Here is a 13,496-nt window from a genome sequence, read left to right on the forward strand (position 1 = left end):
TTGTATTACATTTCAACCCTTTGGAGCTTTACCCCCCTGCCATGAATTTTATCAATACCCTGGCAGCCGGGCATCCAGGCATGAAAACAAGGGTCATTACCACGGCCCCAGCCCCTGGTATCAGGCATTATGCTTCGCCTTCCCCTGCCATTACCCTGACCAGGAGGGGAAGTGCCCATGGAAATTCAATCAATCGATACCTGGCCTATTTGCGGTTCAATATCGGGGCCTTGTTGATATTGCTTTTCCACCGACCGGATTCGGTTTTCTATTATGAATCCATTTCTGCCTTCCCGGCTATCCTCTATAAAAAGTTCATCCGACCCGGGGCAAAATTGTTTATTCATTACCACGAATACGTCAGCCCACAGGAGTATGCGAATGGGATGGTGTTGGTAAAACGCTTTCATCAATGGGAAAGAGGCATTTACCCAACAGCCGACTGGATATCCCACACCAATAAGGACCGTTTATCCCTATTTCAGAAGGATAATGGTTTGGTGCCGGATCAAAAGCATAGGATCATGCCCAATTACCCGCCCGCCAGCTGGCATCCCAAAACCATCGCGATTGCAGATGGCGGCCCTGTTCGCCTTGTCTATGTGGGCGCACTGGGATGGAAAACTACCTATGCCAAAGAAGTCTTTGATTGGGTGAGTTCACAAGAGGGCAGGTATACACTTGACCTTTTTTCCAATAATATTGAGGGGGAAGTGAAGGATTATTTGCAGGCACTTGGTTGCCAATGGATACAGTTGAAGGATAGGGTGGATTATTATGACTTGCCGGGTATCTTACACCAATACCAGGTGGGCCTGATCCTTTACAAGGGGCATATCCCCAATTATGTGTATAACGCACCAAATAAACTCTTTGAATACCATACCTGTGGCTTGCATGTATTGTATCCAGAGCACATGATCGGTTGCCAGCCTTTTGAGAAAACAGATAGCAACCCCCAGGTAAGGGGTGTGGATTTTTCGCGGCTGGCAGAATTGGTTATCCCAAGCCTATTTTCTCAGGGAAATAAGACCATCCATTATTGGGATTATTCCTGCGAAACGGTTTATAGCAATATTTTAGGTAAGTTGTAGTAAAGCTTTACCAACAGTTTTTAGTTTTTCATTTTGATCAGGAAGGTTTTCTCCATATGTATTGCGCTGGTTGCCGGCCTATCGCTGGTATCGGATAGTTATGAAGTGCTGGTCTTGTCGCTTCTGGCTGTTGTTTTATTGCAACTGCTGGATAAACTAGGAAAGGGAATTGTGCTCAGGGAAGCGACAGCGCTGATCTATGTACTCACCTGCCTGGTGATGCCATTGGTAGGGTATGAATATTACCCTGTAACCAATAAGCTATCTCTTATTTGGCTAAAGTATATGGTAGTTGACCGTCAAACCTATTTTAGTTATGCTTTGCCCGCCATATCACTATTTTCATTTGGTTTGACTTTGCCTATAAAGGGAGGAGTAGACGAAGGAGCACACTTAGATCATATTCTGGGTAGAATAAGAAACATATTGCAAACAAGGAAAGAAGTGGGATTGCAAATTTTGATGGTAGGTTTGCTTCTTTCATTTTTCACCAGATTCCTTCCTTTAGGTATTCAATTCTTTATTCAGCTATTTTTCTTCTCAAGTTTTGCAGGTATTTTATATATCTATTATACTCCTGCATTCAAGAATAAACTTATTGTTCTAATAGTTTTTGCAATTTTCCTTCTTAACAATGCCCTTAATACAGGAATGTTTACCGTAGTTGCCTATATGGGTATCACCATTTTTTCATTTTTCTATTTTGGAGCAAAAGTGTCTTTGTTAAGAAAAGTTCTTGTTGTTTTTCTAGCACTTATTGGTTTGTTGGTTTTACAAAACACTAAAAGAACTTATAGGCAATATACTTGGCTGCTTGGCTATCAAGGAAACAAGGTGACTCTATTTGCTGATTTGTTTATTGAGAATTTACAGAAAGGCAATGCATTGATAGAGAACGAAGTTTTTTTTCCAACATATATAAGGCTTAATCAAGGGTATAATGTTGCGCTGGTAATGAAGCGAATCCCAAATTCAAAAGACTTTGATAATGGTGATCGATTGAGGACAGTATTTTTATCTGCCTTCGTGCCAAGGTTTCTTTGGCCTGATAAGCCGGAGGCAGGTGGAAAGTTCAACATGGATTATTATGCCGGCTTTAAACTGCGGGGTTTTTCTACCAATGTGGGTCCCTTAGGAGAAGCATATGGGAGTTTTGGTGTAAAAGGTGGGATCCTTTATATGTTCCTTTTGGGGCTGTTTTTACGATGGGCCTATGGCCTTATTTTCACCAGGACAAAGCGCATCCCCTTATTGTTGTGCTGGATCCCGGTGATCTTTTATAACGTGACCTATTCAGCGGAAACAGATACGTTGAGTATCATCAATTCACTGGTGAAGACAATATTCTTCATGTGGTTGGTGGCAAAGGCCTTGCCTTCCTGGTTCGGCCAGAATGTGCCCTCTAAAAGAATTCGAACAGTGGGACAAAGCCCCCATTTCACTAATCCGTAATGACAAGTTTTCCAATGACGGCTTTATTGGTGGCATTCCGTAAAGAGAACCCAAGATTTTATAGTATCGAAAGGGTCTTTAAGAATGTTTACGAGCGTTTGGCTACCAAATATCAGGATGATTTTGCGGTGGAATGTTTGCATGCGCCACATCATAGCAGCTTTTCTACCCTTTGGGTCAACCTCTCCTTTTTCCGGAAGCACCAACAGCCGATCAACCATATTACGGGGGATATCCATTATGTATTGTTGGGTTTAAACAGCAGGAATGTGAATGTGCTCACGATCCATGATTGTGTACTGCTGAACCAGCTCCCCAAATGGCACCCAAAGTTTTGGGTCATCTGGTTATTGTGGTACAAGCTTCCCATCAGGAAGGCTTCCCTGATCACCGTGATCTCGGAGCAGACCTATCGCGAAGTGGCCCAACTCTTCCCCGAAGCTGCCGGGAAGATGAGGGTGATCCCCAATTTTGTGGACCCGATTTTCCAGCCCAGCCCCCGGCCCTTTAATAACAACTGCCCAAGGTTGCTCTTTATCGGCACCACGCCGAACAAGAACCTGGAAAGGGTGGCTGAAGCGCTGAAAGGTTTATCGGTTGAGCTCAGGGTCATCGGTAACCTGGATGCTGGCCAGGAGGCTATCCTGGCTGTCAATGACATTAGATATTCGCAGGCATCAGGACTCAGTAATGAAGCATTGGTGGAAGAATATATCCAGTGCGATGCCCTATTGTTCCCTACCCTGTATGAGGGATTTGGCTTGCCCATCCTGGAAGCCCAGGCCATAGGCCGTCCGGTCATTACCAGCCGGCTCCAGCCCATGGCTTCCGTTGCCGGCCAGGCCGCTTGCCTGGTTGATCCTTATTCCCCCGCTGCCATTCGTGAAGGGGTGGAGCAACTGGTCAGGGACAATAGTTACCGGTCCGGGCTCGTTGAAAAAGGGTACCAAAATGTGCAGGGCTATGAATTGGATAAAGTAGTGGACCAGTATGCCGTGCTTTTCCGGGAATTATGGCAGGCCAAACAGCAAATAAAATTGAGGAAAGGTTGAATAAAACATGAGTAGTAAGAAAGCATTCTGGGTCAATCTTTTCCGCCGGACCATCTCCGCCGGAGCCTATTTCCCTGAAATAGATGGCCTGCGTTTCCTGGCCATCGGGCTGGTATTGGTCTTCCATGCCTATGGCTATTTCCTGCATTATAGTCCGGTTGCCAGTGAAGGCGGTGAAGCGGCTGCGCCCTTCCTGCATGCCTTATTGAGGGATTTTGACAAGGGGGTACCCCTGTTCTTTGTATTGAGTGGTTTTATCCTGGCTGTTCCGTTTGCCCGGCATTATTTCCTTGACGCCAGGCCCGTTAGCCTGTCCAAATTTTATATCCGGCGGCTGACCAGGCTGGAACCGCCTTATATCATTTCACTTCTCTTGCTCTTTACCCTGCAGCTGGCCATGCATGTTTACCCTTTTGATCAACTGTTTCCCAGCCTGATGGCTTCGCTGTTCTATAGCCATAATGTATTGTTAGGGCCACCACTTGTATCCATTGTCACCTGGTCCCTTGAGATAGAAGTACAGTTCTACATTCTGGTACCGGTCTTCATGCTTATCTATAAACTCAACCCGGTGGCGAGGCGAAGCTTGCTCTTAGCCATCGCGCTGTTCCTGCCACTGGTCCGTGAATACGCGGCCATGCCGGTGAAGTCCCTCTATGATTATTTTGAGTTCTTTTGTTGTGGCATCTTACTGGCCGACCTCTATACGAATAAAACAAGTGTTGCGGGTATCATGAAAAATGAGACCTTGGTTGGGCTGGCCGGCCTGGGACTCTTCCTGATGGTGGTCCTGGTGGACCATGACCAGGAATTGATTAACCGCATGCTCTACCCGCTATTGGTTGGGGGATTCTACCTGGTCGTATTACTGAACCAGGGATGGAAGAAGATCTTTAGTTTCAGTCCGGTGGCCCTGATCGGTGGAATGTGTTATTCCATTTACCTGCTGCATTTTGCCATTATTTCAATGGCAGGAAGGTTTACCATCCATTGGCAGTTGGGTAATGGTTATATCGTAAATTTGGTCCTGCAATTATTCTTGTTGGCCATTCCTGTATTGGTGGTATCGGCAGTGTATTATTTGCTGATCGAGAAACCCTGTATGAATCCTAACTGGCCGTCCCAATTAAAAGCATTTTTGAAACGTCAACAAGGGAAGAAATACTATGCCTAAGCGTATCATGTTTTTTGTTGACTGGTTTGACCCGGCTTATAAAGCCGGTGGCCCCATCACCTCCACCGTGAATTTTGTGCGGAACCTGGGCAACGACTATGCTATCAATGTTTTTACCTCCAACTACGATATTGATGGCGTGGCCTGCATGACTGCCCAACAGCAAGATGCCTGGATCGATTACAAAGGCAAGGCCAGGGTTTGGTATGCCTCCGGCAAGGAGAATAAGTGGCAGCAGATCAGGCAAGCCATCCAGGAACAGGAGCCCGATGTGCTGTATTGCAACAGCATGTTCTCTGTTACCAGCACCATCATCCCGCTGCTGTTGAAAAAGCTGGGATTTTATAAGGGTAAGGTCATCCTGGCGCCCAACGGTATGTTAAGGCCCAGTGCCCTACAGTTCAAGCCGGCTAAGAAGAAAGCCTTTCTCAAGGCTTTCCGGTTGCTGGGACTCCATCGGTTGGTATGTTTCCATGCTACCGACCAGGAAGAAAAGAAGAATATTGAATCCTGGTTTGGCAAGGCTACTATCAAGGTATTGCCAAATTTTCCTGCGGACCCTGGTGAGGAAACCAGTCCCTTACCGAAAACAAAGGGCCAAGCTTCCTTGCTGTTCGTAGGCAGGATCCATCCCATCAAGCAGGTGGATTATTTATTGGATTGCCTGAAAGGAATAGAGGGCGAGGTTGACCTGGGCATTATTGGGCCACTTGAGGATCCGCAATACTGGAAGGCCTGTGAAGGGAAGATCGCGGGATTGGATAAGAATATCAAGGTTACCTATCTCGGTGAAATGCCGCCTGGCAAACTGAAGGAGACCATGCAACGCTATCACTACTTTGTGCTGCCTACCAGGGGCGAGAACTTTGGCCATGTGATCTTTGAAGCGCTGGTGCTCGGAAAACCAGCCTTGATCAGTGACCAAACCCCATGGACTGACCTTGACGCACATGAGGCCGGATGGGTATTGCCGCTGGCGAATAAGGGCGGCTTCCAACAGGCAATCCAAAATTGTGTTGCCATGACCGGTGAAGTGTATGCCCACTACAGCGGGACTGCCAGGGCTTATGCCTTGGATTTCCTTCGTCAATCCTCCCTTAAAGAACAGTACCATAGCCTATTATCATGAGCAAGAAAGTTGCCTTAGATCAATACAATAATGACTGGTATGCCCGTGAGATCGGGGCTGGGAAACTGAAACAGGTCTTATGGTATTTCGCCAATGCGATTTTTTTCAAAGCAGCCTGGAATCCGTCTTCGGGTTTAAAGGTATTCCTGTTGAAGTGCTTTGGCGCCAGAATGGGCAAAGGCGTTGTCATTAAACCTGCGGTCAACATCAAATATCCCTGGTTACTCACCATTGGTGACCATAGCTGGATCGGCGAGGAAGTTTGGATCGATAATTTGGCCCCTGTTTCAATTGGTAGCCATGTTTGCCTCTCACAGGGCGCCATGCTGCTTACCGGTAACCACAATTATGCTACTGAAACCTTTGACCTCATGGTCAAGGGTATTGCCATAGAGGATGGCGCCTGGGTGGGCGCCAGGGCCCTGGTTTGTCCGGGTGTGACCTGCCGAACCCATGCTGTGTTGACCGCCATGTCGGTGGCAACCTCCGACCTGCAACCCTATACCATTTACCAGGGAAACCCTGCCCAACCTGTCCGGGAGAGGGTGGTCTCCTAGGATATTTTCCAGACAATTGCATTATGTACCCCAGGATTTCCATTATTACTGCCACTTATAACAGTGCCAGGACCCTTAAGGATACCCTTGATAGTGTTGCCGCCCAAAGCTGGCCGGATATAGAACATATCATTGTGGACGGCGCTTCCTCCGATGACACCCTGGCCATTGCCCGTTCCTATCCCCATGTCAGCAAGATCCATTCCGGCAAGGACAATGGGATCTATGACGCCATGAACAAAGGAATATCCATGGCGACTGGCGATATTATTGGTATCCTGAATTCTGATGATCTCTATACCAATGACCAGGTATTGGCCAAGGTGGCCAGGCTGTTCCAGGACCCCAAGGTCCAGGCGGTCTATGCCGACCTGCTGTATGTGGATGCCAGGGATACTTCCAGGGTCATCAGGTATTGGCAGTCGGGAGGGTATAGTTCCCAGAAATTCTTCTATGGCTGGATGCCGCCCCATCCTACTTTCTTCGTCCGTCGCGAGTTATACGAGCAGTACGGGGTGTTCAATACCAGTTTCCGTTCGGCTGCGGACTATGAGCTGATGCTGCGGTTTCTGGTGAAATATGATGTTCCGGCAACATATTTGCCCGAAGTGACCGTTAAAATGCGCACCGGTGGCATGAGCAATGCTTCCCTGACCAACCGCTGGCGGGCCAACCGCGAGGACAGGCGGGCCTGGGACGTGAATGGGCTCACACCTTATTTTTTTACCATATTTTTGAAACCTTTTAGGAAAATATCGCAGTTCCTTATCAAATATTGAATATGTCCAAAGTTGCATTAGTTACCGGTATCACCGGCCAGGATGGCGCCTATCTCGCCGAGTTGCTGTTGTCGAAGGGTTATATGGTGCATGGCATCAAACGCCGCTCCTCGCTCTTCAATACCGACCGTATTGACCATTTGTACCAGGATCCCCATGAAAAGAATGTTCGGCTGAAATTGCATTATGGTGACCTGACCGATAGCACCAACCTGATCCGTATCATCCAGGAAACCCAGCCGGATGAGATCTATAACCTGGCAGCCATGAGCCATGTACATGTGAGCTTCGAGACCCCTGAATATACCGCCAATGCCGATGGTATTGGTACCCTGCGGATCCTGGAAGCCGTGAGGCTGCTGGGCCTGACCCATAAGACCAAGGTCTACCAGGCTTCTACCTCAGAGCTTTACGGCCTGGTGCAGGAAGTGCCCCAGAGTGAGCGCACTCCCTTCTATCCCCGTTCCCCCTATGCCGTAGCCAAAATGTATGCGTACTGGATCACGGTGAATTACCGTGAGGCCTACAATATGTTCGCGGTGAACGGTATCCTGTTCAACCACGAATCCCCCCTCCGCGGTGAGACTTTCGTGACCCGCAAGATCACCCGTGGCGTGGCCAAGATCGCCCTGGGACTGCAGGACAAGATCTACCTGGGTAACCTGAATGCGCAGCGCGACTGGGGTCATGCCAAGGATTATGTAGAGGCCATGTGGCTGATCTTGCAACAGGAAAAGCCCGAGGATTTCGTGATCGCTACCGGCGTGACCACCCCGGTAAGGGAATTCGTTCGGATGGCCTTTGCAGAAGTGGGTATCGAAGTAGCATTCAAAGGCGAGAACGAGCAGGAAGTAGGTGTGGTGGTAAGCTGCAGCAACCCTGATTTCCAGCTGGAGACCGGCAAGGAAGTGATAGCGGTAGATCCAAAATATTTCCGTCCTACCGAAGTGGACCTGCTGATCGGTGACCCTACTAAGGCACAGACCCAACTGGGCTGGAAACCCAAGTACGACCTGCCTGCATTGGTGAAAGAAATGGTTGCCGCTGATGTGGATAGCTTCCGTAAGGAAAAGCTCCTGAAAGAAAGCGGGTATTACGTTAAGAATCAGTACGAGTAAGGTTTTTATTTGCCACTAAGGCACGAAGTCACTAAGGTTTCACAAAGGGCTTAAAGCCTTCGTGTTCTTTCGTGTCTTTGAGCCTTGGTGGCCCAAACAATATGTAATGGAAAAGAGTGCAAGAATATACATCGCCGGGCACCGCGGAATGGTTGGTTCGGCTATTCATCGCAAACTGTTAAGCGAAGGATTCACCAACATCATCACCCGCACCTCATCGGAGCTGGACCTTCGCAACCAGCAGGCCGTGAAGGATTTCTTCGCTGCCGAAAAACCCGACTACGTTTTCCTGGCTGCGGCCAAGGTGGGCGGTATCCTCGCCAATAACACCTATCGCGGGGAATTCCTCTATGATAACCTGATGATCCAGAACAATATCATCCATTCCGCTTATGAGAATGGGGTGAAGAAACTCCTGTTCCTGGGATCCTCCTGTATCTATCCCAAGCTGGCGCCCCAGCCTTTGAAGGAAGAATACCTGCTGACCGGTGAACTGGAGCCCACCAATGAGCCCTATGCCATCGCCAAGATCGCGGGGATCAAACTCTGTGATGCCTACCGTTCCCAGTACGGTTGCGATTTCATTTCGGTGATGCCGACCAATTTGTATGGCCCGAACGATAACTACGACCTCAATAAATCCCATGTATTGCCTGCATTGATCCGGAAATTCCACGAGGCGAAGAAGAACAATGCCCCCAGCGTGGTGATGTGGGGTACGGGTACCCCCCGCCGTGAGTTCCTGCATGCAGACGACCTGGCGGATGCCTGCTACTTCTTGATGCAGCATTATAGCGAACCCGGTCTGGTGAATATTGGTGTTGGGGATGATATTCCCATCAAGGACCTGGCCCTGCTGGTGAAAAAGATCGTGGGCTATGAAGGGGAGATCGAGCATGACCTTAGCAAGCCTGATGGTACGCCCCGCAAACTGATGGATGTGAGCAAACTTCATTCACTTGGCTGGAAACACCGGATCTCACTGGAAGAAGGGATCAGGGCTGTGTATGAAGAGGTGAAAGGAAAATTATAATATAAACAGATCATTGATCGATAAATGAAAAAAGGAGCTCATGCTCCTTTTTTCATTTTCAGCCAACTGTTATGATCCAGGTGGAAGCCATTAATCCGGCTTATATTCCACAGCCCCAATATCCCTTATTCCCCTGATCGGGGTGCCATAGAAGTCTGTTGAAGGTAGTCCTTTGATCTCTTCTGCCGCATCAATGGCTTTTGATCCTGCTAAGGGAAAGAATTGATCGCCTAGCTTGACAATCCCAGATAAGTTATTGGACGCGCTGGTGCTGAGTGCCGATTGTTCCGGTGCCGAAAGGATATTGTTCCGGATGTCCAATAATCCCTTCACTTCATACCCGATGCGGGTAATAGCTTTTCCTTCCGGTTTGACTATAGTGTTATTGTATAGGTATAGGTTTTCCTGTGCCACCTGGCCGCCATAGGTAATCCCCCCATATTGCTTGTTCTTACGGGCATCATTGTACGATATATTATACCTGATGGCATTGTTCTTCATGCCATTGGGATCGCCAAATTCATAGGCCAGGAAACCTGCGCCATCGTTCTCATAGGCGAGATTATATTGCATCACGCAATTGCTGGTACCTCCGTCGATGTCAAAACCATCTCCATCTGCACTGGATTTTGACTGGTTGCGGAAGGCAATGGAGCGCTGGATGGTAATGTTATCGGATGTATAGGTCCAGATACCCACATTTGCATGCCCGTATTCCCAGCCATTGTAACTGGCGGTGCAGGAATCGATAAGGCCATTACTGGTATTGGTGATGATGATGCCGTTTCCGGTATGGGGCTGCATACCTTTGATGCCCCTGTTATAACTGGCTATTGTATTCTTGATGACGATATTGCGATTCTGTTTGCCCGGCCAGGAACCGCCAATCTGGATGCCCGTAAAACCATTGCTATCGGTTACACAACGGTTGACGGTCAGGTTGTCGAAGCCTCCGGGATAAGCCATCGAAGCTGCTTCGCTCTCCCATTTTGTGTTGGGTGACATAGCCAGTTCGGAATAGATGCCTGCTAAACCAAAACCTTTTACCACTACTTCGTCAATAGTGATATTACCATGTCGTTGGCGGTCATCGGAGAGCAGGTAAATGCCTGCATCGGTGGGATTGCTGTTGAACTGGCCGCTACCCCGGATTTGTAAATTCCGGACAATGATATGATCGCAATTATATAGGACCAGGCCATGACCGGATTTATTGGTAATCGTTCCCCCCTTGATGGTAATAGGTTGGTTGGCACTGCCCGATTCGTTAAGGGTAAGGGTGCCTTCCACCTGTTCAATAATTTCTATGATGTCGCCTGGTTGGAAAGTATAGCGGTTGGCGGTGGCAAGGTCCCATGGTTTTTCAGGGCTATGTCCATGGTTAAGGCTATCGCCAGTTGCACTAATAAAAAAAATGTGTTCATCCAGGACCTCCACCGGATGCTTGGTCTCTGGCGGCACAGCCCCGCTTGGGGTGTTCAGGGTTTTGGTACAGGATACTACAAAAAGGCTTACCAACATTGGCAAGGTCCAAGGCTTCATAAGAATGGATTTCAGGATTTTCTGCACTAATAATAACCTGCTCTTTAACGGGAACGCAATGGTTTGATTGTGAAGCCGCTGTAAAAAATTTCCGCATCAGGGCTTCCACTTATGATAGGGGTTGGGGAGATACACCACCATTGTAAGATGCCGGCAAGGTCCTGTTCAAGTTACTTACAGTGTTGGCAGGAACAGCTGAAAGCTATACCGGGCAATGGAAATAGTAGTAAGATGCGGTATGGGGGCGATATGGGAGGTGAAATGCCTGGTGCATTGGATGAGCATTCCTATTTGTGTAATGGCATCGGATAGGACTCAGATCCAAAAGCGTTTGGATTCGAGGTAGGCAATGGGTTTGGCTAACACGAACCTGAAGAATCGTTCCCATAGACCAGCCATTCTTTTCTCCACTAATTTATGCACCAGGAATGCCAGGGCAATGATGCAGGCGATCACCAGGAGGTAAACAAACCATTTATTGCTGTCGGTGGCCCAGTGGTTGAGTAGGATAACACCAATTTCATTGTGTAGTAAATAGATAGGATACGAGAGGGCTCCCAGGAGGCCTGCCAAGGGGAGGTCTTTTTGTTGCCATCCGGGTGAGTTGAGAAAATGAAAGAACACGAAAAATAGGGTGATGATGGCGATGATCACCATATTGCCTGGCAGTAACCATTTTTCTGTATCGATCCATTGGGGTTGGCCGAGTGCGAACCAGCAGCAACAATAGAAGGCGAGGCATAAACTCAATAAATTGAGATTATTTTTTTCTTCTTTTCTTATGGCAAATAATGCACCTGCCGCAAAATAGCTATAGTATCCTGTCAATACCGGGACCTCCCATTGATCCAACCATGAAACCAACAAGATGGCCAATGGCCAAAAAGTAATAATGGTTGGTAATTTTCTTTGCAAGCCCACAAGAAGGATCAGCGTGATGCATGCATAAAAAGCCAACTCGTAGTGTAAGGTCCAGTAGACAACATCGATATGTTCAATGCCTAACCTGCTCTGGAGCATGGTCAGGTTTCCAAGGAATTGGCGCCAGGTAACGGTTTGTGACGGCTCACCCCAACTAAGAATGACTACTGTGGTCAGGATCAATGCCGACCAATAGGCAGGATAAAGCCTTTTAGCCCTGGCACTTGCGAATGCTACAGCCGTCTTTTGGTTAGCAGAAAAGAAAATGACATAGCCACTGATCATGAAGAAGAACTCCACCCCAAGGTAACCTGCTTTTGCAATGGTGGAGATGACCGGTGTATAGGAAATGGAGAAGATCTTGCCATGACGGATGGCGTCATACCAATAATGGAAAACCAATACCATCATGGCAGCAAAGAATCGTGCATAGTCCAGCAGGGCTATCCTTCTCATAGCAGGTGGGGCTCCTTGCTGCAATGCTAATCATTTACCGGTGAAAGTCCTAGTAACAGGGCTTGCTTTTAAGCTCGTTTTCCTGCGCCACTACCGTTAATAAACTACTTACTCATTCCTTGGCCTATCCACCTAACTTTGGTGGCATAATTCATTTGCCGCATTCCTATGTTTTCTTTCTTCCATAAGAAGTCCAAGCCGGTTCCCCTGGACCTTTCCATCATCGGAACCGATATGCATTCCCACCTGTTGCCGGGAATTGATGATGGTTCCCCGGATACGGCTACATCCCTTCAATTGATCAGGGGCCTTGAAGACCTGGGCTATTCCCGCTTGATTACCACTCCGCATGTGTTGTGGGACCTTTACCGGAACGATGATGCGTCCATAGAGGCCGCGGAGTTGGAGCTAAGGGTAGCGGCGGAAGGCAAGGACATGGTCCTTCGTTCAGCAGCAGAGTATATGCTGGATGAGCATTTCAGCCTGTTGGTGCGGGACAAGCAGCCATTGCGAACCCTTGCTGGCAATTATGTGCTGGTGGAGTTCTCCTTTGTGAGCCTGCCCTTCGATTGGAAGCAGGTCTTCTTCGATTTGCAGATCAATGGCTACCAGCCGGTCCTGGCCCACCCGGAAAGGTATACTTACCTCATGGGGCAGACAGGGATCTATGAGGAGATCAGTGCGATGGGGGTATTGTTACAGCTGAATATCAATTCCCTGACGGGTTATTACGGGAAGCCGGCCCTCAGCCTGGCCAAACACCTGGTCAAGCATAAGCTGGTCCATTTCCTGGGCACCGACCTGCACCATTCCCGCCACCTGGATGCCATCCGCCAGAGCGATACGCTGATGCCGCTGGTGCAGGAGATCGCGGGCAGCGGGAACTTGATGAATGAAAAATTGGTTTAGGTAGCCTTTGCTGAAGTATAAAATCATCTCCTATCGCCCCCGTTGTGTCTTATGACCAACGGGTTACAAGACGAAAGTTCTAACCCCATCAGGGTTTCCATTTTCTCTCTTTCCCCGTCAGGGGCTCCATTTTCTCTCTTTCCCCAGCAGGGTCTCCCGGAGGGGAACCTGATGAATAGCAGGATGGTGGTGCATCGGGGTCCCTTTCAGGAGACCCCGCTGAGGTATACAATCATCTCCCAGCGCCCCGTTGTGTCTTATGACCGACGGGTTACAACGT

At 48.3% G+C, this 13,496-nt stretch carries 12 protein-coding genes; 10 read left to right on the forward strand and 2 right to left on the reverse strand.

What is annotated here, in order from left to right; all coding sequences use genetic code 11:
• Positions 1-41 precede the first annotated feature (41 nt).
• The 9 genes from KJS94_RS16565 (at position 42) to fcl (ending at position 9,388) form a co-directional block, all read left to right on the forward strand.
• Positions 42-1,094, forward strand: a complete 1,053-nt coding sequence (locus tag KJS94_RS16565) for a glycosyltransferase family protein (RefSeq protein WP_214448322.1) — start codon at positions 42-44, stop codon at positions 1,092-1,094.
• 33 nt (positions 1,095-1,127) lie between these two features.
• Complete coding sequence (locus tag KJS94_RS16570) at positions 1,128-2,546, forward strand: hypothetical protein (RefSeq protein WP_214448321.1); 1,419 nt, start codon at positions 1,128-1,130, stop codon at positions 2,544-2,546.
• A 14-nt stretch (positions 2,547-2,560) separates the two neighbouring features.
• A complete protein-coding gene (locus tag KJS94_RS16575; RefSeq protein WP_214448320.1) occupies positions 2,561-3,598 on the forward strand; it encodes a glycosyltransferase family 4 protein in 1,038 nt (345 codons plus the stop codon).
• Positions 3,599-3,605: 7 nt separating this feature from the next.
• On the forward strand, positions 3,606-4,772 hold the full coding sequence (locus KJS94_RS16580) for an acyltransferase family protein (RefSeq protein ID WP_214448319.1): 1,167 nt from the start codon (positions 3,606-3,608) through the stop codon (positions 4,770-4,772).
• Complete coding sequence (locus KJS94_RS16585) at positions 4,765-5,901, forward strand: glycosyltransferase (protein WP_214448318.1); 1,137 nt, start codon at positions 4,765-4,767, stop codon at positions 5,899-5,901. Before KJS94_RS16580 ends, KJS94_RS16585 begins: the two co-directional genes overlap by 8 nt.
• Entirely contained in the window at positions 5,898-6,458 is a 561-nt protein-coding gene (locus tag KJS94_RS16590) for a putative colanic acid biosynthesis acetyltransferase (protein ID WP_214448317.1), read from the forward strand. The genes KJS94_RS16585 and KJS94_RS16590 overlap by 4 nt, the downstream gene beginning before the upstream one ends.
• 23 nt (positions 6,459-6,481) lie before the next feature.
• Complete coding sequence (locus KJS94_RS16595; protein ID WP_214448316.1) at positions 6,482-7,237, forward strand: glycosyltransferase family 2 protein; 756 nt, start codon at positions 6,482-6,484, stop codon at positions 7,235-7,237.
• Between the two features lie 2 nt (positions 7,238-7,239).
• Positions 7,240-8,355, forward strand: coding sequence for a GDP-mannose 4,6-dehydratase (gene gmd / locus KJS94_RS16600; protein ID WP_214448315.1), 1,116 nt, complete (start codon positions 7,240-7,242; stop codon positions 8,353-8,355).
• 106 nt (positions 8,356-8,461) lie between these two features.
• Positions 8,462-9,388, forward strand: a complete 927-nt coding sequence (gene fcl / locus KJS94_RS16605; RefSeq protein ID WP_214448314.1) for a GDP-L-fucose synthase — start codon at positions 8,462-8,464, stop codon at positions 9,386-9,388.
• A gap of 90 nt (positions 9,389-9,478) precedes the next feature.
• Here the strand turns inward: fcl and KJS94_RS16610 are convergent, their stop codons facing one another.
• A complete protein-coding gene (locus KJS94_RS16610) occupies positions 9,479-10,930 on the reverse strand; it encodes a right-handed parallel beta-helix repeat-containing protein (RefSeq protein WP_214448313.1) in 1,452 nt (483 codons plus the stop codon).
• Positions 10,931-11,245: 315 nt separating this feature from the next.
• Positions 11,246-12,307 (reverse strand): acyltransferase family protein, encoded by a 1,062-nt coding sequence (locus tag KJS94_RS16615; protein WP_214448312.1) that lies wholly within the window; start codon positions 12,305-12,307, stop codon positions 11,246-11,248.
• A gap of 168 nt (positions 12,308-12,475) precedes the next feature.
• Between KJS94_RS16615 and KJS94_RS16620 the strand changes: the two genes are divergently transcribed.
• The gene (locus KJS94_RS16620; protein WP_214448311.1) at positions 12,476-13,216 is read left to right on the forward strand and encodes a tyrosine-protein phosphatase; all 741 of its coding nucleotides are present in this window, start codon (positions 12,476-12,478) and stop codon (positions 13,214-13,216) included.
• The last annotated feature ends 280 nt before the right edge of the window (positions 13,217-13,496 follow it).

Origin of the sequence: Flavihumibacter rivuli, assembly GCF_018595685.2 — a bacterium.
GTDB lineage: Bacteria > Bacteroidota > Bacteroidia > Chitinophagales > Chitinophagaceae > Flavihumibacter > Flavihumibacter rivuli.